Below are 20,332 nucleotides of genomic sequence, written 5' to 3' on the forward strand. Positions count from 1 at the left end.
TACGTTTTTTATGTTACGGAAATTCAGCCCATTTTTCCGCATGAAATATCACCATGTGCTAAATCATGTTGGTGTGATGTTAATTTTATGCGGGGTTAATCGCATTTTACCAGTGAATAACTCTGTAGGCTTTTTAGCGGTTTTTAGTCATAAGCTAATGTGATGACCCGCTTTGCCTTATGGTTAATCACCCATTTCGGTGGTAACTTCAGGTCAAAGAGAACGTTTGCGTCGACATCCGTAAGGCGATGCCGACGCCAGGTTTCGTGGCGATTTTGGGCGCATGAAACGCAAGATAGCCCTGCTTATTCAACGAGGAAAAGATGGCTCAACAGACTCCTTTGTACGATCAACACGTGTTATGCGGCGCGCGCATGGTGGACTTCCATGGCTGGATGATGCCGCTGCACTACGGCTCACAGATTGATGAGCATCATGCGGTGCGCACCGATGCCGGCATGTTCGACGTGTCCCATATGACCATTGTCGACCTGCGCGGTAGCCGCACCCGGGAGTTTTTGCGTTATCTGCTGGCAAACGACGTCGCAAAACTAAAGACCCCAGGCAAAGCGCTCTACACCGGGATGCTCAATGCTTCCGGCGGTGTGATAGATGACCTGATTGTTTATTACTTCACTGAAGATTTCTTCCGCCTCGTTGTAAACTCCGCCACCCGCGAAAAAGACCTCTCCTGGATTTCCCAACACGCTGAACCTTTCTCTGTAGATATCACTGTTCGTGACGATCTGTCGTTGATCGCCGTACAGGGACCGAACGCACAGGCAAAAGCCGCTTCTCTGTTTAGCGATGAGCAACGTAAAGCGACTGAAGGGATGAAGCCGTTCTTCGGCGTGCAGGCAGGTGATCTGTTTATCGCGACCACCGGCTATACCGGTGAAGCGGGCTACGAAATTGCCATGCCGAATGAGAAAGCCGCTGATTTCTGGCGTGCGCTGGTAGAAGCGGGTGTTAAGCCGGCGGGTCTGGGTGCGCGCGATACGCTGCGTCTTGAAGCCGGGATGAACCTCTACGGGCAGGAAATGGATGAAAGTGTGTCTCCGCTGGCAGCCAACATGGGCTGGACCATTGCGTGGGAGCCCGCAGACCGTGAATTCATTGGTCGTGAAGCACTGGAAATTCAGCGTGAACAAGGCACCGAACAGCTTGTCGGCCTGGTGATGACCGAAAAAGGCGTGCTGCGCGGCGAACTGCCGGTACGTTTCACCGATGCTAACGGCAATCACCTCGAAGGTGTTATCACCAGCGGTACCTTCTCCCCGACTCTGGGCTACAGTATTGCACTGGCACGTGTACCGGCGGGAATTGGCGAAACGGCGGTGGTGCAAATCCGCAACCGCGAAATGCCGGTCAATGTGACCAAACCGATTTTTGTTCGCGCCGGTAAGCCGGTCGCCTAATCATTTTTATCAGGAGAAATTCAATGAGCAATGTGCCAGCAGAACTGAAATACAGCAAAGAACACGAGTGGCTGCGCAAAGAGGCGGACGGCACTTACACCGTAGGGATCACCGAGCACGCGCAAGAGCTGCTGGGGGATATGGTGTTTGTTGATCTGCCAGAAGTGGGCGCGACCGTAGGCGCAGGTGACGATTGCGCGGTTGCGGAATCTGTTAAAGCGGCATCCGACATCTATGCTCCCGTCAGCGGCGAAATCGTGGCCGTGAACGATGCACTGAGCGACTCCCCGGAGCTGGTGAACAGCGAACCATATGAAGGCGGCTGGATCTTTAAAATTAAAGCCAGCGACGAAGCGGAAGTTGCCGCCCTGCTGGATGCGACCGCGTACGAAGCCCTGTTAGAAGACGAGTAAGCCATTATCCCTCTCCCCTTTGGGGAGAGGGAGAAAACACATTCACTGCACGTTTCAGGAACCATCGCTCATGACACAGACTTTAAGCCAGCTTGAAAACCGTGGCGCTTTTATTGAACGTCACATTGGGCCGGATGCTCAGCAACAGCAGGAGATGCTGAACACGGTTGGCGCGGATTCATTAAACGCACTGATCGGCCAGATAGTGCCAAAAGACATCCAGCTTGCAACACCGCCGCAGGTAGGTGAAGCCACCACAGAATTCGCCGCACTGGCGGAGCTGAAGGCCATTGCCGGCCTGAACAAGCGCTACAAGTCTTACATTGGCATGGGCTATACCAACGTGCAGTTACCGCCGGTTATCCTGCGCAATATGCTGGAAAACCCAGGCTGGTACACCGCTTACACCCCTTATCAGCCTGAAGTGTCTCAGGGCCGTCTGGAAGCGCTGCTGAACTTCCAGCAGGTCACGCTGGATCTGACTGGCCTGGATATCGCTTCCGCGTCTCTGCTGGATGAAGCGACCGCTGCGGCAGAAGCCATGGCGATGGCCAAACGTGTCAGCAAGCTCAAAAATGCCAACCGCTTCTTCGTGGCGGCAGACGTTCACCCGCAAACACTGGACGTGGTACGCACCCGTGCGGAAACCTTCGGTTTTGACGTGATTGTTGATGATGCAGACAAAGTGCTGGATCACCAGGACGTCTTCGGTGTGCTGCTGCAACAGGTAGGCACTACCGGTGAAGTTCACGACTACAGCCCGCTAATTGCCGAGTTAAAAACCCGCAAAGTGGTAGTGAGCGTCGCCGCTGACTTTATGGCGCTGGTATTGCTGACAGCACCGGGCAAACAGGGCGCGGATATTGTGTTCGGCTCTGCACAACGCTTTGGCGTACCGATGGGCTACGGTGGCCCGCACGCGGCATTCTTCGCCGCGAAAGATGAATTCAAACGCTCTATGCCTGGCCGTATTATCGGGGTATCGAAAGATGCTGCTGGTAACACCGCACTGCGTATGGCGATGCAGACTCGTGAGCAGCACATCCGCCGCGAGAAAGCGAACTCCAACATTTGTACCTCGCAGGTCTTGCTGGCAAACATTGCCAGCCTGTATGCCGTCTTCCACGGCCCGGCTGGCCTGAAGCGTATTGCCAGCCGAATTCATCGTCTGGCGGATATTCTGGCCTGCGGCCTGCAACAAAAAGGCCTCAAGCTGCGCCACGCTCACTACTTTGACACCCTGTGTGTTGAAGTGGCAGACAAAGCGGCCGTTCTCGCGCGCGCTGATGCAGCAGAAATTAACCTGCGCAGCGATATTCACAACGCAGTGGGTATTACACTGGATGAAAGCACCGCGCGTGAAGATATCCTGAACCTGTTTAACGTGCTGCTGGGTGACGCGCACGGCCTGGATGTTGACTCACTGGATAAAGATGTGGCCCATGACAGCCGTTCCATCCAGCCATCCATGCTGCGTGACGATGCCATCCTGGCGCACCCGGTGTTCAATCGCTATCACAGCGAAACCGAGATGATGCGTTATATGCACTCTCTGGAACGCAAAGATCTGGCGCTCAATCAGGCGATGATCCCGCTGGGCTCTTGCACCATGAAGCTGAACGCTGCGGCTGAGATGATCCCAATCACCTGGCCTGAGTTCTCTGAACTGCACCCGTTCTGCCCGCCAGAGCAGGCAGAAGGCTATCACCTGATGATCAACCAGCTTTCTGACTGGCTGGTGAAACTGACCGGTTACGATGCACTCTGTATGCAGCCGAACTCCGGCGCACAGGGTGAATATGCAGGTCTGCTGGCGATCCGCCACTATCACGAAAGCCGCAACGAAGGGCATCGCGATATCTGCCTGATCCCAAGCTCTGCTCACGGTACTAACCCGGCATCTGCACAGATGGCAGGGATGGAAGTGGTCGTTGTGGCTTGCGATAAGAACGGTAACATCGACCTGGCTGACCTGCGTGCAAAAGCAGAACAGGCGGGCGATAAGCTCTCCTGCATCATGGTGACTTACCCGTCCACCCACGGCGTGTACGAAGAGACTATCCGTGAAGTGTGCGAAGTGGTGCATCAGTTTGGCGGCCAGGTATACCTCGATGGTGCCAACATGAACGCCCAGGTTGGCATTACCTCTCCGGGCTTTATCGGCGCCGATGTGTCGCACCTGAACCTGCACAAAACCTTCTGCATTCCACACGGCGGTGGCGGTCCGGGTATGGGGCCAATCGGTGTGAAAGCGCATCTGGCACCGTTTGTTCCTGGCCACAGCGTTGTGCAGATTGAAGGCATGTTGACCCGTCAGGGTGCGGTATCTGCGGCACCGTTTGGTAGCGCCTCTATCCTGCCTATCAGCTGGATGTATATCCGCATGATGGGTGCGGAAGGGCTGAAGCAGGCAAGCCAGGTGGCTATTCTGAATGCCAACTACATTGCGACTCGCCTGAAGTCTGCCTTCCCGGTGCTCTATACTGGCCGCGATGGCCGTGTGGCACACGAATGTATTCTGGATATTCGTCCGCTGAAAGAGCAAAGCGGCATCAGCGAACTGGACATCGCCAAACGTCTGATCGACTACGGATTCCACGCCCCAACAATGTCGTTCCCGGTAGCGGGTACGCTGATGGTGGAGCCAACGGAATCCGAGAGCAAAGCTGAGCTGGACCGCTTTATTGATGCGATGCTGGCGATCCGCATGGAGATCGATCGCGTGCTGGACGGCGAATGGACGCTGGAAGACAACCCACTGGTTCACGCGCCACACACCCAGCACGAGCTGGTGGCTGAGTGGAACCACAGCTACACCCGTGAGCTGGCCGTCTTCCCGGCTGGCGTGGCGAACAAATACTGGCCGACCGTGAAGCGTCTTGATGACGTTTACGGTGACCGTAATCTGTTCTGCTCCTGCGTGCCGATGAGCGAATACCAGTAACAGTCGTGGTGTAGTAACGTAGGCCGGGTAAGCGTTAGCGCTACCCGGCTTTTTTATTGGGAGAAGAGAATGGGAATTGCACTTGTGACCGGTGCCAGCCGCGGAATTGGTAAAGCCACCGCGCTACAGCTGGCAGGCGAAGGCTACACCGTTGCGGTGAACTATCACCGCAACATCAAGGCGGCAACCGATGTCATCAGGACGATTGTTGATATGGGCGGTAAAGCCTTTGCCGTGCGTGCGGATATCAGCGATGAAGCGCAGGTGCTGGCGATGTTCGAAAGCCTCGACCGGGAAGGCGAGCCGCTGACCGCGCTGGTCAACAACGCCGGGATCCTTTTCGAGCAATCCACTATCGAAAACCTGTCTGCCGAGCGTATCAACCGCGTGCTGGCCACGAATGTGACGGGCTATTTTCTCTGTTGTCGCGAAGCGGTAAAACGCATGTCGCATAAGCATGGTGGCCAGGGCGGGGCCATTGTGAATGTCTCTTCGGCGGCGTCACGCTTAGGCGCGCCGGGCGAATATGTAGACTATGCTGCTTCCAAAGGTGCGGTAGATTCGCTGACCACCGGGTTAGCACTGGAGGTGGCCGCGCAGGGTATTCGCGTCAACTGCGTGCGTCCCGGGCTGATTTACACCGATATTCACGCCTCGGGCGGTGAGCCGGGGCGTGTGGATAGGGTCAAGTCTATGCTGCCAATGCAGCGCGGCGGCCAGCCGGAAGAAGTCGCTCAGGCCATTGCCTGGCTGCTGAGCGACAAAGCGTCCTATGTGACCGGCAGCTTCCTGGAACTTGCTGGCGGAAAGTAAAACCTACGATGCCAGCCACAGTCTCAGGCGCATGCCCCAACTGCTGGTCCAGCCGGTGGTGATCGACTTCACCTCACCGTGAGAAATGACCACCATCGTCGGCGTTACCTGAACGTCCCACTGACGCGCCAGCTCTCCGCTGGCGTCATTGACCGTCGGCAGCGTCATCTTCTTCTTCGCAAGCCACGTTTCCAGCATGGCGTTATCGCCAGAGCGCAACGCAACGGATATCACGTTGCCACCCTCTGCGGCGAGCGTCGCCACCGAGGGGGTGGTGTAACGACACACGCCACACCAGGTCGCCCAGATGTAGACCAGCAGCGGCCGATCCCTGCTCATGGCGGCAAGATCAACGGGCTCACCGTCGAGGGTTTGCAGCGCCGTCGCGGAGAAATTCTGCGGCAGCGCAGGCTGGCGGAAATAGTCCACCGCGATGCTCACAACAACGCCAATCGTCAGCCATAGCGCCAGCTCGCGCAGCAAGCGCGTGAGTTTACTTGCCACGGGCGGATGCCAGCTGCGCTTTCACCAGCTCCTCCAGATCGTCATAGGGGATCGCACCCGCAACCATTTGATCGCCGATGATAGTCGCCGGAGTACCCTGGATATTCAGCACCTGCGACAAAATCAGGTTCATTTTCAGCGAGTCCATGGTTTTTTCATCCGTCGTGATGTTGTCAGTGCCGGTTTTCACCCGTGCCGCTGTGATGCTGGCATCATCGTGATAGCCCTTTTTCATCATCAAACGCTGGTGCAGCGGCCAGAACATATCGGGCTGCTGACGCCATGTAGAGAGCGCTGCTTTAGCGGCATTCACCGAGCTTTGTCCCTTGAACGGCAGCAGCTTGATGATCAGCTGCACGTCGGGGTTATCGCGCACGATTTTCTCCAGCATGGGGTCGAACTGCTTGCAGTAAGGACAGTTGTAGTCGGTGAACGAGACAATGGTCAGCTTTGGCTCTTTGGCACCGGTTCGCGGGCTGTAGGGGTCGTTAAACAGCAGTTCTGCCAGCTGGTCATCAGACGATTTTTCGGACGGTGCAGCAACGCTGAACGTTGATAAAGACAGCAGCAGTAAAGCAACAATGGCTCTCATGTTATTTTCCTTTCGCATTGGACAGGGTGGTTAACACCGCTTCGCGGCTCAATAGCGCAGGCAGCACGTGGCCCTGCGGCAGTCCTGGTCCGTAAATCTGGTTAAACGGCACGGCGGCGCTGCCGCGCGTGGTCAAGAACTGGCTAATGCTGGCGGAGGGGCGGCTCCAGTCTCCGCGCAGGGCGACGATATCCGGTGCTGAAAGCGCATCCTGTACGTCGTCGCGAAGCAACACGTTGTATTTATTGGCTTTACAGGTCACGCACCAGTCGGCGGTCACGTCGACGAAGACGCGCTTGTTCTCCGCCAGCGCGCGGGCAATAGCCTGTTCGCTAAGCGGCTGCCAGTTCACCCGGTCGCGACGGGGGTTCTCTCCACCGGAGCCGGTCACAAACGCGACAGCACCTGCAACCACAATGGCTAATGCTCCGGCGCGCAGTGCCGTTTGCCAGCGGTAGCGCCAGGCCGTCGCCAGCAGCAGAATGAGGATCAGTACCACACCCAGCGTGATGACAGGCAGGGTGCCGATGTGCGCGACCAGCAGGCTCAGCAGCCACAGTGACGAGCCGAGCATCATCAGGCCAAGCATGACCCGCACGACATTCATCCAGCGACCGGGGCGCGGCAGCCGTTGCGCCAGCCCCGGCCAGGCGACGACTAATAGCCAGGGCAGGCTCATCCCGATCCCCATCGCCAGGAAAATGCCCCACAGCAGCGGGAGCGGTGCCGCCAGTGCTACCGACACGGCGGTACCAAGAAACGGCGCGGTACACGGCGTCGCCAGCAGGGTTGCAAAAGCGCCTTGCCAGAAATGGCCCGCCAGTCCATTGCCGCCGCGCGTGGCGAGGAAGGTACTGGCAGAAGAGGTAAGCCGAATCTCAAATAGCCCCAGCAGGCTGGCGCTGAACAGCACCATCACCAGCGCCATCGCAGCGATAAACCACGGATTCTGGAACTGGATGCCCCAGCCGAGCGCCTGGTTGCCTAAGCGTAACACCGTCATCATCAGCGCCAGCGCGAGGAATGAAATGACTATCCCGCATACCGAAACCAGAAACTGCCTGCGTACCAGACCGCGCGCCTGATGTTCGGTTTGCATCAGCGTGCCCAGCTTCATCGCCAGCACGGGCAGTACGCAGGGCATCACGTTGAGGATTAACCCACCCACCAGCGCCATCAGCAATATCCAGCCTAAGGCGGGGGCTGGCGCAGAGCTGCCTTGCCCGACAGGCAGGCTGGACTCCTGCGCCTGACCGCTATCGGCCAGCACCAGAGACAGGGTTTTGCCGCTGAGATTCGGTGCCGTCTCGCCCCAGCTATCGGACACCGGCACGGTGGCAGTGAGCGTGCCGTCGCGCACGGAGAAGCTCGGCTTGCCGAAATCGATATCGTCCATGCTGTCGATAAATAACGATGGCTGCTGCCAGCCCGCGTCGCGTTGCGCGGTCACCGTCAGCTTGCCGGAGGCGTAGCGAGCGCTAAGCGCAGACGTCAATCCACCGCTGAGTGGCAGCGTGCCCATCGCCCGGTTGAAATCATAATCAAAGCCACCGCCCGTAGAGGCCGTCAAATCCAGTGAGAACGGGTAGTCGGTCAGAATACAGACGTTGCTACAGGTGGACAGCGTCAGCACGCCGCTAAGGCGTTCGGGTACGTTGCCGCGCAGGGTGATGGGGAAACTGACGTCGCCGTGATATCCCTGCGTGGTGATACCCGCCACGTCGAAACGCTCGGGCGTTGGCCAGCGCCAGAGCGCCTCCAGCGGTTGATGCCAGGTTATCGCTGGGGCAATCCCGCCTTCTCCCGGCGATCGCCAGTAGGTCTTCCAGCCTTTCTGTAAGGCAACGTCCAGAAGCAGGCGGGTTTCGCCGCTGTTTTCAGTTTGGGCACGCAGCCTGACGCTGGCGTGCTGATTATCGGCGGCGCGCAGCCAGCCCGTGTCGGCGGCCTGGCTGAGGGGTAGCCATAGCCAAAGCAGGCAGACCAGCAGTCGCCTGAATACAGTAAACATAAATTTTCTCCGTAAATGATGAATTAACCTGATGTGTCAGGCGAATGCTCATTCACGGAAGACGCATAATCGCAGATGCACCCGCAATCGGGGTGGGGAGATAACACGAGGAGGCCACAGACGCTCGCGGCGCGGTGGAATAGCTGCCAGCAGCGCCAGCAGAAGGGTAACGGCGAACAGTGCGCTTTCAAACAGCACAGGCGGCACCGCCATCAGCGATTTTGCGCTGAGTTCACACGGCGTCACCGGCGCGTCGCTGCTCTCCTGGCCCTGCTGAACGGACTGGGCTGAGGCGGTGGCATTTATGACAAGCGCGTGCATCCCGGCCATCCGCTGGGCGGTGCATATCAGCACCACCAGACAGGCCAGGGCTACAAGCAGGATTGCTTTGCGTTGTCGCTTGATCATGTTCGCCTCAAATATTCACGAGGCCTATCTTATAGGGCGCAGGTTTTTTGGCAACGCGAAAGCTGTAAAGAAGTGTCTGGAAGATAAGCGGTTTGCCCTCTCCTGCGGGAGGAGAGGGCGAAGGATTATAACTGTTCGCCGTTGCTGGCGATCACGCCCTGGTACCAGTTAAAGCTCTTTTTACGGGAGCGGGACATGTCGCCGGTGCCGTCGTCGTGTTTGTTCACATAGATAAAGCCGTAGCGTTTGCTGTACTGGCCGGTGGTGAATGATACACAGTCGATGCAGCCCCACGGGGTGTAGCCCATCAGATCAACACCATCGTAAGTGACCGCTTTCATCATCTCTTCCACGTGAGCACGCAGGTAGTCGATACGATAGTCATCGTTGATGCTGCCGTCTTCTTCCACTTTGTCGTATGCACCAAAGCCATTTTCGACGATAAACAGCGGCTTCTGATAACGCTCGTACAGCTCACACAGGGAATAACGCAGACCCACCGGGTCAATCTGCCAGCCCCAGTCAGATGCTTTCACGTGTGGGTTCGGCACGCTGCCCTCGAAGCCGGAAATAGCATCACCGGTACCGCCTTCCGCTTTCACGGCGTTGGTCATGTAGTAGCTGAAACCTAAATAATCACAGGTACCGTCACGCAGGATCTGATCGTCGCCGGCTTCCATTTTGATAGAGAAACCACGGCGTTCCCACTCGTTCAGCACGTAAGACGGGTAGTAACCACGCAACTGCACGTCGGTAAAGACGTAACGTTCGCGCATAGATTCCTGAGCAAACATCACATCTTCTGGTTTGCAGGAGAACGGATAGAGCGCAACCATTGCCAGCATACAGCCGACTTTCATTTCCGGGTTAATACGGCGTGCGGCTTTTACCGCCAGAGCGCTGGCCACGAACTGGTGGTGCAGCACCTGGTACATGGTTTCTTCCGGGTTGTCGTGTTCGGTATAGACCACGCCAGAGCAGCAGTAGCCGAACAGCGGCGCACGCCAGTTACGCTGGTTGTTGATTTCGTTGAAGGTCATCCAGTATTTGACCTTGTTTTTGTAGCGCTCGAAGACCACTTCGGAGAAGCGTACAAAGAAATCCACCACTTTACGGTTGGTCCAGCCGCCGTATTCCTGCACCAGGTGCAGCGGCATTTCGAAGTGGGAGAGGGTGATCACCGGCTCAATGTTGTATTTCAGCAGTTCATCGAACATGTCATCGTAGAACTTCAGCCCTTCTTCATTTGGCTGCGTTTCGTCACCTTTCGGGAAGATGCGCGTCCAGGCGATAGAAGTACGGAAACATTTGAAGCCCATTTCGGCAAACAGCTTGATGTCTTCTTTGTAGTGGCCGTGGAAATCGATGGCTTCGTGGTTTGGGTAGTATTTGCCAGGCTCCACTTGCTGGGTGATTTCGCGCGGTACGCCGTGGGCGCCGCCAGTCAGCACGTCACAAATGCTTGGCCCTTTGCCGTCTTTGTTCCAGCCGCCTTCAACCTGGTGCGCCGCAACTGCGCCACCCCATAAAAAATCTTTTGGTAAGGTGAGTTTTTTCATCTTTGCTATTCTCAATTTATGGCTTAATGCGTTCGAGTCTAGCAAAGCGAAATTAAATGTCACGATATAACAATTCTCAGAAAATGTAATTTGTCACATTGAAAAAACAGAGTGTTTTATTCTGTTAATTTCTTCGCCAGTTTACGCCCCAGTGATTCCAGAATATAGATGACGGGAATTTGTGTTGTAATATCGTAGACGCCCGCAATACGCGTTTGCGGAACATGCCAGGAGAGATTAAAGTCCGCCAGCTTTGCCAGCCGGGAGTGCTCGTGGCTGGTAATCGACAAGACCTTGCAGTGGTGGAGGCTGAACTGGCTGGCGAAGCGCAGGATCTCTTCTGTTTCTCCCGAAACGGAAAGCACGATCGCCAGCGCATTTTTAGCCATATCGTTGGTTACCGGGAAATAAGGATCATCGATATGGTTGCTGAATTTTCCGATATTCGAGAAAAACCGCGCACCATATTTTGCAAGCGACCCTGATGTGCCAGTGCCGACAAATATAATTCGCTCAGAGGATAATATAATATCAACGGCATCATCTAATAACGCATCGAACTCTTCATTATTAACGCTTTTAAAGAAGCTAATGATTTCGCTGGCACCGAAATTTGCCTGCTGGGGTTCGTTCTGCTCTAAATAGAGTTTAAAGCGCACGCGGAATTCGGAGTAGCCTTCGCAGCTGAGCTTGCGACAAAAGCGCAGAATGGTGGTGGTCGAAACTCCCGCCGCATCCGCCAGTTCACGGATGGTCATGTACATCACTTTGTCACGATTTTTAATGACATAGTTGTAGACCATCATCTCCAGATTGTTGAGACTGGCAACGGCGGAATGGGAGAACATGCTCACAGTGGCTACACTCACTCATCAGACTTTATCTTCAGGGAATAATAACATGCAGCCAAACGACATCACTTTTTTTCAGCGCTTTCAGGATGACATTCTGGCCGGGCGTAAAACCATCACCATCCGTGATGAAAGTGAATCCCATTTTAAAACCGGCGATATCCTGCGCGTTGGGCGCTATGAAGATGACGGCTATTTTTGCACCATCGAAGTAACGGGAACATCGACCGTCACGCTGGATACGCTGACGGAAAAACATGCTGAGCAGGAAAACATGACGGTGGGTACGCTGAGAAGTGTGATCGCCGAAATCTATCCAGGGCAGACCCAGTTTTATGTGATTGATTTTAAATGTGTTTAAGTTAAATAAACACATTTGTTAGCTGAAATGTTTTTGTAACTCTCTGATTGTAAATTGGAAAATTGAGAGTTAACTTTATTTTAGCTAACAGGTGTTCACTGGAATCATTCTCAGTTAGCATAGTCAGGCGATGAATAATCATCTTTTGTTTTCCCGGAGTTACTTATGGTGAGCAAGCCATTAATCGCACAGGGATATTCGCTGGCTGAGGAAATAGCCAACAGCATTAGCCACGGCATTGGCCTGGTATTTGGGATTGTCGGTTTAGTGTTACTGCTGGTGCAGGCGGCGGATACCAACGCCAGCGCCATGGCGATTACCAGCTACAGCCTGTATGGCGGGAGCATGATCCTGCTGTTTCTGGCATCGACGCTGTACCACGCTATTCCGCATCAGCGGGCTAAGATCTGGCTCAAGAAATTTGACCACTGCGCTATCTATCTTCTTATTGCAGGCACCTACACGCCGTTTTTGCTGGTGGGGTTAAACTCTCCGCTATCGCGTGGCCTGATGATCGTTATCTGGAGCCTGGCGCTGCTGGGTATTCTGTTTAAGCTGACCATTGCGCACCGGTTTAAGGTGTTGTCGCTGGTGACGTATCTGACAATGGGGTGGCTATCACTGATTGTGGTGTATCAACTGGCAATCAAGCTTGCGGCAGGTGGGGTAACCTTGCTGGCCGTTGGCGGGGTGGTCTATTCGCTGGGCGTGATTTTCTACGTCTGTAAGCGCATTCCCTACAACCATGCTATCTGGCACGGCTTCGTGCTGGGCGGCAGCGTGTGTCACTTCCTGGCGATTTATTTGTATGTGGGGTAGGTGTAGTTTTTTGCACCCTGCGGTCTGATGCCCTCACCCCCGCCCTCTCCCACAGGGTTGAGGAATCCCCACAAAAATACGAGCACGGACGGCTCCCTCTCCTTTTTGGGGAGAGGGCTGGGGTGAGGGGGAACATACGGCTCAGGTGGTCATTCCGTTCACTTTACGTTCCTTGCTACTCTGTCACGACAATACCGGTGAACGTGCCAGGGTAGCTCACCGCCGCTACCCTGGCGACCCGGGCTCCCGGCAAGAAAATCGTCGCTTCGCGATGCCCTCAGCGTTTGCTCCAGGCTAATCGGGGACGGGCGGATGAAACGTCCCTGTAAAGCCGCCCTCGCCGCGCATCCATGCGCGTCGCCCCGGCCTTCCGTAAACGCTTCGGCGATTTTCAGCCGGACCATGACACCGCTGTAAGTCCCTTAATTCAATGGCGTAATATCATCGCTGAATTAAAGACAAAAATTACTGGGGAACCCTCAGCCCACAGGGAGAGGGCGGGTAATCATTACTCTTCCAGCGAATACGGCAGTGGCTCGATGCTCAGGGTTTTTGCATCGTCACGCACGCGGAACACGCTGTCTGGCTCCATGTCGTTATTCATCACCGCTTGCACCAGCACGCGGCCATCATCCAGCTGTACTGCGGCTAAAACCGTGCCGGTACGGCGCCAGTTTTCACCCATTTTCAGCTCGAGATCTTCACCGGCTTCCGGTACGCGGCTGGCGTGGCCTGCCAGCGTCCATAGAGCACGTTTATTCGCACCGCGGAATTTTGCACGCGCGACCATTTCCTGGCCGGTGTAGCACCCTTTCTTAAAGCTAATGCCCCCCAGCGCCTGTAGGTTGGTGGCCTGCGGGATAAATTGTGCGCTGTTCGCCGCATCAATGATCGGCAGCCCGGCTTCAATGTTGAGTGCCAGCCACTGTTGGCTATTATTCAACTGAGCTTCACCACGCAAGGCATCGGTGACGCGTTCTGCGGTGGCGACGTCGGTCACTAGCAGGAAACGCTCAGTCGGGTGCTCAAACCACAGGATTGAGGTCGCGCCGTCATGCACCAGCTGCGTTTCGGCATCTGGCAGCTCGCTGAACAGATTTTTCAGGGCCGCGCGCGCCTGGAACCCGGCGACGCCAAGCAGGACATGCTCATCGTCAGGCGCGATGGTGACTTTGGAAAAGACCGCGTATTTTTTCAGTTCGGTCAGTTGGGCGTCGCGCAGGCTGCGGCGCTCAATAAGCGCGAACCCGCCCAGGCGGCGGAACAGACGCAGATTGCTCCACATCTTGCCTTTTGGGTCGCAGTGCGCAGCCAGTAAATGCTGGTTTTCAGTCATCTGGCTGACGTCAGCAGTGACCTGACCCTGCAAATATTTTTCGCTGTCGGCGCCGGTCAGTGTCGCCAGCGCCCAGTCATCAAGAGTAATAAGCGTCAGCGGCAGACGCGCAGAGGCGACGGGCTGGCGAGGAGAAAATGGAGTAAAAGCCATAGTGATGTCCTGAATTGCTTAACGCTTTGATAATGCCTAATGGTAAAAGAGACTGTAGTCATTGCAAGCGCTTTCAGCAGACCATTCGTGCCATATATGACTTCTGCTCAGCGCTACGCAAAACAGTGTAATCCGCTATCTTAATGTGGTTTATTCTGGAACCCTGCTCCGGGTTCGCAATATTCCAGTAAAGAAACGGTCAAAAACACGTTACACTAGCCAGAGTTCCCGGCAGAAATAAAACATCCCGAACGGGACACCGACTGTGCCAAACGTAATGCAGGAAAAAGAACATGGATATTAACAACAAGGCCCGTATCCACTGGGCTTGCCGTCGCGGAATGCGTGAACTTGATATTTCCATCATGCCTTTCTTCGAATACGAGTACGACAGCTTAAGCGAAGACGATAAGCGTCTGTTTGTTCGCCTGCTTGAATCCGACGATCCTGATTTGTTCAACTGGCTAATGAACCACGGCAAACCCGCCGACACCGAGTTGCAACGGATGGTGCAATTAATTCAAACACGGAATCGGGAACGTGGTCCTGTGGCAATCTGATCTTCGCGTTTCATGGCGCTCGCAGTGGATGTCTTTATTACTCCACGGGCTGGTTGCGGCATTTGTATTACTGATGCCGTGGCCGCTTAGCTATACCCCTCTCTGGTTACTGTTATTGTCATTCGTGGTGTTTGACAGCGTGCGTAGCCAGCGCCGTATCAATGCCTGTCAGGGTGAAATCAAACTGATGATGGATTCGCGCCTGCGCTGGCAGGGGAAAGAGTGGGACATTATTGGCACGCCCTGGATGCTCAGTTCCGGCATGATGCTCCGGCTACGTAAGGTGGGCGGTGGGCGTCGCCAGCATTTGTGGCTGGCAGCGGACAGCATGGATGAAGTGGAGTGGCGGGATCTGCGTCGGATGGTGTTGCAACAACCGACGCAGGAATAGGGTGGTTAACTAAACTTTTCGGCCATTTCGCCCAGAATTTGCTCGCACCAGTTTTGCACACGCTCTTCGCTGAGGTCGTACTGGTTGGTTTCATCCAGCGCCAGCCCGACAAAAAGCTGTCCGTCGGCAATAATCGGTTTTTTGCTGGTGAACTCGTACCCTTCGGTCGGCCAATAACCGATAAACGTAACGCCTTTCAGGGCCAGTTTATCGTGCAACATACCCAGCGCATCCAGGAACCACTCGCCGTAACCTAACTGATCGCCCATCCCGTACATTGCAATGATTTTGCCGTCGAGGTTGACGGTATCAAGCTGATCCCAGATAGCTTCCCAGTCTTCCTGTATCTCGCCAAAATCCCAGGTCGGGATGCCAAGGATCAGCACATCGTACTGCTCCATCAGCGCGACCGCGTCATCTTTCAGGTTGTGCAACGTCACCAGTTCCGGGCTAATGATGTCACGAATTTTTTCTGCCGCCATTTCGGTGTAGCAAGTGCTGGAACCGTAGAACAGACCAATATTCATCGCGTAAATATCTCAATTCTTGCTTTGACTTTGCGCGTAGTGTACCAGAAACCACTGGCAATCAGGCATAATGCGCGGATTGCAGAAACAAAGGGGTTGATGTGGAAAAGGATCTCGCACTCATTGAACAGTTTCTCGATGCGCTGTGGCTTGAGAAAAACCTGGCCGACAACACTATTAGCGCCTATCGACGTGACCTTACCCTGCTGGTGGAGTGGCTGGCGCACCGGGAATTGGGGCTTGAAAACGCGCAAAGCGATGACCTGCAAGGACTGCTGGCCGAACGCATTGAAGGGGGCTACAAAGCGACCAGCTCCGCGCGCCTGTTAAGCGCCATGCGGCGGCTTTTCCAGCACCTTTACCGTGAGAAGATCCGTGCCGACGATCCCAGCGCGATGCTGGCCTCCCCTAAACTCCCGCAGCGACTGCCTAAAGATCTGAGCGAAGCACAAGTTGAGAGATTATTACAGTCGCCAGCGGTTGACCTGCCGCTGGAGTTACGCGATAAAGCCATGCTTGAGCTATTGTATGCTACCGGCTTGCGTGTTTCTGAGTTAGTCGGGCTGACGATGAGTGATATCAGCCTGCGTCAGGGGGTTGTGCGTGTGATCGGTAAAGGGAACAAAGAACGGCTGGTGCCGCTGGGAGAAGAGGCGGTCTACTGGCTGGAAACGTATCTGGAGCATGGCCGCCCGTGGTTGTTGAACGGCGTTTCTATTGATGTGCTCTTCCCAAGCCAGCGTGCGCAACAGATGACGCGGCAAACTTTCTGGCATCGCATTAAGCATTACGCCACACTGGCAGGTATCGATAGTGAAAAACTGTCGCCGCACGTTTTGCGTCATGCCTTCGCGACGCACCTGCTAAACCACGGAGCTGATTTACGCGTGGTGCAGATGCTACTTGGGCACAGCGATCTTTCAACGACGCAAATTTATACCCATGTCGCGACGGAACGCCTGCGGCAGCTTCACCAACAGCACCACCCACGCGCGTGAGTGCCGACGAATTGTAATAGGATTGAATATGAAAAAGTCTTTAGCGCTGCTCTCTTTGCTGGCAGCCTCTTTTACCGGTTTTGCTCACGCTGATGATGCCGCAATTAAGCAATCGCTGACCAAGCTTGGCGTAACCAGCAGCGATATCCAGTCTGCGCCAGTCGCCGGCATGAAAACTGTGCTGACCAACAGTGGCGTGCTGTACGTGACCGAAGACGGCAAACACATCATTCAGGGGCCAATGTATGACGTCAGCGGCGGACAGCCGGTGAACGTGACCAACCAGCTACTGATGAAAAACCTGAACGCGCTTGAAAAAGAGATGATCGTGTATAAAGCGGCGCAGGAAAAACACGTTATTACTGTCTTCACCGACATCACCTGTGGCTACTGTCACAAGCTGCATGAAGAGATGAAAGACTACAACGCGCTGGGGATCACTGTGCGTTACCTGGCCTTCCCGCGTGCGGGCGTGCAGAGCCAGCCAGAGCAGGACATGAAGGCTATCTGGTGTGCAAAAGATCGCAACAAAGCGTTTGATGATGCAATGAACGGCAAAGGCGTTACGCCTGCTTCTTGCGACATTGATATCGCGAACCACTACGCGCTGGGCGTGCAGTTTGGTGTGAACGGTACGCCTGCTATCGTGCTGAACAATGGCTACGTTGTGCCAGGTTATCAGGGGCCGAAAGAGATGAAAGAGTTCCTCGACGCGCACCAGAAACAGTTTGGTGGTAACTAATCCGCGTGAAAGCACCCATCCAACTCCGCCGTCGTGAAGTGAATGAGAACGCAGATCTCCCTGCGGATATGTCACCGCTTTTACGTCGGCTTTATGCCAGCCGTGGCGTGTTAAACGCCGCCGATCTTGAACGTAGCGTGAAAGGGATGCTTCCCTGGCAGCAGCTGAGCGGGGTTGAAACAGCCACCGCGATGCTCTACGACGCGTTCCGTGAAGGGACGCGGATTGTGGTCGTCGGTGATTTTGATGCCGATGGTGCGACCAGTACGGCGCTGAGCGTGCTAAGCCTGCGTGCGCTTGGGTGCGATAACGTCACCTACCTGGTGCCTAACCGCTTTGAAGATGGCTATGGTCTGAGTCCGGAAGTGGTGGAGCAGGCCCATGCGCTTGGCGCGCAGATGATCATGACCGTGGATAACGGGATCTCCTCACACGCCGGTGTCGATCGTGCGCATGAACTGAAGATCCCGGTGCTGGTTACCGATCACCATTTGCCGGGTGAAACCCTGCCTGCCGCCGAGGCAATCATTAACCCTAACCTGCGCGACTGTGAATTCCCGTCCAAATCACTGGCCGGTGTGGGTGTGGCGTTTTATCTGATGCTGGCACTGCGCACGCTGCTGCGTGAAAAAGGCTGGTTTGACGCGCGTGGAATTGCGATGCCGAACCTGGCAGAGTATCTCGACCTGGTGGCGCTGGGCACAGTGGCGGACGTTGTGCCGCTCGATACCAATAACCGCATTTTGACCTGGCAGGGGTTAAGCCGTATCCGTGCAGGCAAATGCCGTCCTGGCATTAAAGCACTGCTGGAAATTTCCAACCGTGATCCGCTCAAGCTGGCGGCAAGCGATTTAGGCTTTGCCCTGGGGCCGCGTCTGAACGCCGCCGGAAGGCTGGACGATATGTCCGTCGGCGTTGCGCTGCTGTTGTGCGACAACATCGGCGAAGCGCGGATGCTGGCAAACGAGCTGGATGCGCTGAACCAGACCCGTAAAGAGATTGAGCAGGGGATGCAGGCCGAAGCGCTGACCCTGTGCGAAAAGCTGGAACGCAGCGGCGATGCGCTGCCTGGCGGCCTGGCGATGTATCACCCCGAGTGGCATCAGGGCGTGGTGGGTATTCTGGCGTCGCGCATCAAGGAGCGTTTCCATCGTCCGGTGATCGCGTTTGCCCCGGCAGGGGATGGCACGCTAAAAGGCTCGGGGCGTTCGATTCAGGGGCTGCACATGCGTGATGCGCTGGAGCGTCTGGATACGCTCTATCCTGGGCTGATGATCAAGTTCGGCGGGCACGCGATGGCGGCAGGTTTGTCGCTGGAAGCGGCGAAGTTCGACGAGTTCCAGCGCCTGTTTGGTGAGCTGGTGACGGACTGGATAGACCCGTCTTTGTTGCAGGGTGAAGTGGTTTCCGATGGTGCGTTAACGGCCACTGAAATGACCATGGAAGTGGCGCAGATGCTGCGCGATGCCGGTCCGTGGGGGCAGATGTTCCCGGAACCGCTGTTCGATGGGCGTTTTCGCCTGCTGCAACAACGTATCGTTGGCGAACGCCATCTTAAGGTGATGGTCGAGCCGTCAGGCGGCGGCCCACTGCTTGACGGGATTGCTTTCAACGTCGACACCGCCATCTGGCCGGACAACGGCGTACGTGAAGTCGAGCTTGCCTACAAGCTGGATATTAACGAGTTTCGCGGTAACCGCTCACTGCAAATCATCATCGACAATATCTGGCCAATTTAGCGTCAGTAATCTCTATAAAAAAGAGCGTGGATTCGGTACAATCCCGCTCTTATCACCGCATTTTGACAAGTCCATAAAAGAAAACAGACCATGTTTGAAATTAATCCGGTAAAAAACCGCATTCAGGACCTCACCGAGCGCTCCGACGTTCTTAGGGGGTATCTTTGACTACGATGCCAAGAAAGAGCGTCTTGAAGAAGTAAACGCCGAGCTGGAACAGCCGGACGTCTGGAACGAACCTGAACGCGCACAGGCGCTGGGTAAAGAGCGTTCCTCTCTCGAAGCCATCGTAGATACGCTGGATCAAATGGCTCAGGGCCTGGAAGATGTTTCCGGTCTGCTGGAGCTGGCTGTAGAAGCCGACGACGAAGAAACCTTTAACGAAGCCGTAGCAGAACTCGACGTGCTGGAAGAGAAGCTGGCGCAGCTGGAATTCCGCCGCATGTTCTCCGGCGAATATGACAGCGCCGACTGCTATCTCGATATTCAGGCCGGTTCTGGCGGTACAGAAGCGCAGGACTGGGCCAGTATGCTGGCGCGTATGTATTTGCGTTGGGCAGAAGCTCGCGGTTTCAAAACCGAAATCATCGAAGAATCTGAAGGTGAAGTCGCGGGTCTTAAATCCATCACCATTAAGATTATTGGTGATTACGCCTACGGCTGGCTGCGCACTGAAACCGGCGTTCATCGTCTGGTACGTAAGAGCCCGTTCGATTCCGGCGGCCGCCGTCATACCTCCTTCAGCTCCGCGTTTGTCTATCCGGAAGTGAAAGACGATATCGATATCGAAATCAACCCGGCCGACCTGCGAATCGACGTTTACCGCGCATCCGGTGCGGGTGGTCAGCACGTTAACCGTACGGAATCGGCGGTGCGTATTACCCACCTTCCAACCAACACGGTTACGCAGTGCCAGAACGACCGTTCCCAGCATAAGAACAAAGACCAGGCCATGAAGCAGATGAAAGCGAAGCTTTATGAACTGGAGATGCAAAAGAAAAATGCTGAGAAACAGGCGATGGAAGACAACAAATCTGACATCGGTTGGGGCAGCCAGATTCGTTCTTACGTCCTTGATGACTCCCGCATCAAAGACCTGCGTACCGGGGTTGAAACCCGTAACACGCAGGCGGTGCTGGATGGCAGCCTGGACCAATTTATCGAAGCAAGTTTGAAAGCAGGGTTATGAGGAA

The 20,332-nt window shown here is 55.3% G+C and carries 20 protein-coding genes; 12 read left to right on the forward strand and 8 right to left on the reverse strand.

From position 1 onward, the window contains the following. The first annotated feature begins 323 nt into the window (after positions 1 to 323). The 4 genes from gcvT to ACS603_RS14920 all read left to right on the forward strand — a co-directional run bounded on the left by gcvT (position 324) and on the right by ACS603_RS14920 (position 5,588). Positions 324 to 1,418, forward strand: coding sequence for a glycine cleavage system aminomethyltransferase GcvT (gcvT, locus tag ACS603_RS14905; protein ID WP_315686725.1), 1,095 nt, complete (start codon positions 324 to 326; stop codon positions 1,416 to 1,418). A 23-nt stretch (positions 1,419 to 1,441) separates the two neighbouring features. Then, positions 1,442 to 1,831 carry a glycine cleavage system protein GcvH gene (gene gcvH, locus ACS603_RS14910; protein WP_166717536.1) on the forward strand — a complete coding sequence of 130 codons (390 nt, stop codon included), beginning with the start codon at positions 1,442 to 1,444 and terminating at the stop codon, positions 1,829 to 1,831. Positions 1,832 to 1,901: 70 nt separating this feature from the next. After that, a complete protein-coding gene (gene gcvP / locus ACS603_RS14915) occupies positions 1,902 to 4,775 on the forward strand; it encodes an aminomethyl-transferring glycine dehydrogenase (RefSeq protein WP_182062348.1) in 2,874 nt (957 codons plus the stop codon). A gap of 69 nt (positions 4,776 to 4,844) precedes the next feature. Continuing rightward, a complete protein-coding gene (locus ACS603_RS14920; RefSeq protein WP_182062347.1) occupies positions 4,845 to 5,588 on the forward strand; it encodes an SDR family oxidoreductase in 744 nt (247 codons plus the stop codon). A 3-nt stretch (positions 5,589 to 5,591) separates the two neighbouring features. Here the strand turns inward: ACS603_RS14920 and ACS603_RS14925 are convergent, their stop codons facing one another. The 6 genes from ACS603_RS14925 to ACS603_RS14950 form a co-directional block, all read right to left on the reverse strand. Continuing rightward, entirely contained in the window at positions 5,592 to 6,092 is a 501-nt protein-coding gene (locus tag ACS603_RS14925; protein ID WP_182062346.1) for a protein disulfide oxidoreductase, read from the reverse strand. After that, complete coding sequence (locus ACS603_RS14930; protein WP_474944504.1) at positions 6,082 to 6,684, reverse strand: DsbA family protein; 603 nt, start codon at positions 6,682 to 6,684, stop codon at positions 6,082 to 6,084. The genes ACS603_RS14925 and ACS603_RS14930 overlap by 11 nt, the downstream gene beginning before the upstream one ends. Position 6,685: 1 nt before the next feature. After that, positions 6,686 to 8,695 (reverse strand): protein-disulfide reductase DsbD family protein, encoded by a 2,010-nt coding sequence (locus tag ACS603_RS14935; RefSeq protein ID WP_474944505.1) that lies wholly within the window; start codon positions 8,693 to 8,695, stop codon positions 6,686 to 6,688. Positions 8,696 to 8,743: 48 nt separating this feature from the next. Next, the gene (locus ACS603_RS14940; RefSeq protein ID WP_182062343.1) at positions 8,744 to 9,103 is read right to left on the reverse strand and encodes a copper resistance protein; all 360 of its coding nucleotides are present in this window, start codon (positions 9,101 to 9,103) and stop codon (positions 8,744 to 8,746) included. Between the two features lie 125 nt (positions 9,104 to 9,228). Next, complete coding sequence (locus tag ACS603_RS14945; protein ID WP_315686722.1) at positions 9,229 to 10,662, reverse strand: 6-phospho-beta-glucosidase; 1,434 nt, start codon at positions 10,660 to 10,662, stop codon at positions 9,229 to 9,231. Positions 10,663 to 10,778: 116 nt separating this feature from the next. Then, entirely contained in the window at positions 10,779 to 11,510 is a 732-nt protein-coding gene (locus ACS603_RS14950; protein ID WP_474944525.1) for a MurR/RpiR family transcriptional regulator, read from the reverse strand. A gap of 52 nt (positions 11,511 to 11,562) precedes the next feature. On the opposite strand from ACS603_RS14950, the gene yqfB reads away from it, so the two are divergent. Both yqfB and trhA read left to right on the forward strand, forming a co-directional pair. Next, positions 11,563 to 11,874 (forward strand): N(4)-acetylcytidine aminohydrolase, encoded by a 312-nt coding sequence (gene yqfB / locus ACS603_RS14955; RefSeq protein ID WP_182062341.1) that lies wholly within the window; start codon positions 11,563 to 11,565, stop codon positions 11,872 to 11,874. A 165-nt stretch (positions 11,875 to 12,039) separates the two neighbouring features. Further along, positions 12,040 to 12,693: a PAQR family membrane homeostasis protein TrhA gene (trhA, locus tag ACS603_RS14960; RefSeq protein ID WP_182062340.1), complete on the forward strand. Its 654-nt coding sequence runs from the start codon at positions 12,040 to 12,042 to the stop codon at positions 12,691 to 12,693. 508 nt (positions 12,694 to 13,201) lie between these two features. On the opposite strand, the gene ygfZ is transcribed toward trhA, so the two are convergent. Beyond that, positions 13,202 to 14,182, reverse strand: a complete 981-nt coding sequence (gene ygfZ, locus ACS603_RS14965) for a tRNA-modifying protein YgfZ (protein WP_182062339.1) — start codon at positions 14,180 to 14,182, stop codon at positions 13,202 to 13,204. A 293-nt stretch (positions 14,183 to 14,475) separates the two neighbouring features. On the opposite strand from ygfZ, the gene sdhE reads away from it, so the two are divergent. Beyond that, a complete protein-coding gene (gene sdhE / locus ACS603_RS14970) occupies positions 14,476 to 14,742 on the forward strand; it encodes an FAD assembly factor SdhE (protein ID WP_014071654.1) in 267 nt (88 codons plus the stop codon). Continuing rightward, positions 14,723 to 15,133: a protein YgfX gene (locus ACS603_RS14975; RefSeq protein WP_182062338.1), complete on the forward strand. Its 411-nt coding sequence runs from the start codon at positions 14,723 to 14,725 to the stop codon at positions 15,131 to 15,133. Before sdhE ends, ACS603_RS14975 begins: the two co-directional genes overlap by 20 nt. A gap of 5 nt (positions 15,134 to 15,138) precedes the next feature. Here the strand turns inward: ACS603_RS14975 and fldB are convergent, their stop codons facing one another. Beyond that, a complete protein-coding gene (gene fldB / locus ACS603_RS14980; RefSeq protein WP_474944506.1) occupies positions 15,139 to 15,660 on the reverse strand; it encodes a flavodoxin FldB in 522 nt (173 codons plus the stop codon). Positions 15,661 to 15,761: 101 nt separating this feature from the next. On the opposite strand from fldB, the gene xerD reads away from it, so the two are divergent. From xerD to prfB, 4 genes are all read left to right on the forward strand, one after another. Then, positions 15,762 to 16,658: a site-specific tyrosine recombinase XerD gene (gene xerD, locus ACS603_RS14985; protein WP_182062336.1), complete on the forward strand. Its 897-nt coding sequence runs from the start codon at positions 15,762 to 15,764 to the stop codon at positions 16,656 to 16,658. A 28-nt stretch (positions 16,659 to 16,686) separates the two neighbouring features. Then, positions 16,687 to 17,400 carry a bifunctional protein-disulfide isomerase/oxidoreductase DsbC gene (gene dsbC, locus ACS603_RS14990; RefSeq protein WP_182062335.1) on the forward strand — a complete coding sequence of 238 codons (714 nt, stop codon included), beginning with the start codon at positions 16,687 to 16,689 and terminating at the stop codon, positions 17,398 to 17,400. Between the two features lie 5 nt (positions 17,401 to 17,405). Then, positions 17,406 to 19,139, forward strand: a complete 1,734-nt coding sequence (gene recJ / locus ACS603_RS14995; protein ID WP_182062334.1) for a single-stranded-DNA-specific exonuclease RecJ — start codon at positions 17,406 to 17,408, stop codon at positions 19,137 to 19,139. 90 nt (positions 19,140 to 19,229) lie between these two features. Beyond that, a protein-coding gene (prfB, locus tag ACS603_RS15000) for a peptide chain release factor 2 (protein ID WP_182062333.1) occupies positions 19,230 to 20,328 on the forward strand; the annotation gives its coding sequence in 2 pieces (ribosomal slippage) (positions 19,230 to 19,304 and positions 19,306 to 20,328; 1,098 coding nt in all). Positions 20,329 to 20,332: the final 4 nt, after the last annotated feature.

The organism is Enterobacter sp. Li2LvB3, from assembly GCF_056156645.1.

Excerpts from the sequence above, each read along its gene's own strand:
- gcvT (WP_315686725.1), top strand. The coding sequence starts at position 324 with ATGGCTCAACAGACTCCTTTGTACGATCAACACGTGTTATGCGGCGCG.
- gcvH (WP_166717536.1), top strand. The coding sequence starts at position 1,442 with ATGAGCAATGTGCCAGCAGAACTGAAATACAGCAAAGAACACGAGTGG.
- gcvP (WP_182062348.1), top strand. The coding sequence starts at position 1,902 with ATGACACAGACTTTAAGCCAGCTTGAAAACCGTGGCGCTTTTATTGAA.
- ACS603_RS14920 (WP_182062347.1), top strand. The coding sequence starts at position 4,845 with ATGGGAATTGCACTTGTGACCGGTGCCAGCCGCGGAATTGGTAAAGCC.
- ACS603_RS14930 (WP_474944504.1), bottom strand. The coding sequence starts at position 6,684 with ATGAGAGCCATTGTTGCTTTACTGCTGCTGTCTTTATCAACGTTCAGC.
- ACS603_RS14935 (WP_474944505.1), bottom strand. The coding sequence starts at position 8,695 with ATGTTTACTGTATTCAGGCGACTGCTGGTCTGCCTGCTTTGGCTATGG.
- ACS603_RS14940 (WP_182062343.1), bottom strand. The coding sequence starts at position 9,103 with ATGATCAAGCGACAACGCAAAGCAATCCTGCTTGTAGCCCTGGCCTGT.
- ACS603_RS14945 (WP_315686722.1), bottom strand. The coding sequence starts at position 10,662 with ATGAAAAAACTCACCTTACCAAAAGATTTTTTATGGGGTGGCGCAGTT.
- ACS603_RS14950 (WP_474944525.1), bottom strand. The coding sequence starts at position 11,510 with ATGTTCTCCCATTCCGCCGTTGCCAGTCTCAACAATCTGGAGATGATG.
- yqfB (WP_182062341.1), top strand. The coding sequence starts at position 11,563 with ATGCAGCCAAACGACATCACTTTTTTTCAGCGCTTTCAGGATGACATT.
- trhA (WP_182062340.1), top strand. The coding sequence starts at position 12,040 with ATGGTGAGCAAGCCATTAATCGCACAGGGATATTCGCTGGCTGAGGAA.
- ygfZ (WP_182062339.1), bottom strand. The coding sequence starts at position 14,182 with ATGGCTTTTACTCCATTTTCTCCTCGCCAGCCCGTCGCCTCTGCGCGT.
- sdhE (WP_014071654.1), top strand. The coding sequence starts at position 14,476 with ATGGATATTAACAACAAGGCCCGTATCCACTGGGCTTGCCGTCGCGGA.
- fldB (WP_474944506.1), bottom strand. The coding sequence starts at position 15,660 with ATGAATATTGGTCTGTTCTACGGTTCCAGCACTTGCTACACCGAAATG.
- dsbC (WP_182062335.1), top strand. The coding sequence starts at position 16,687 with ATGAAAAAGTCTTTAGCGCTGCTCTCTTTGCTGGCAGCCTCTTTTACC.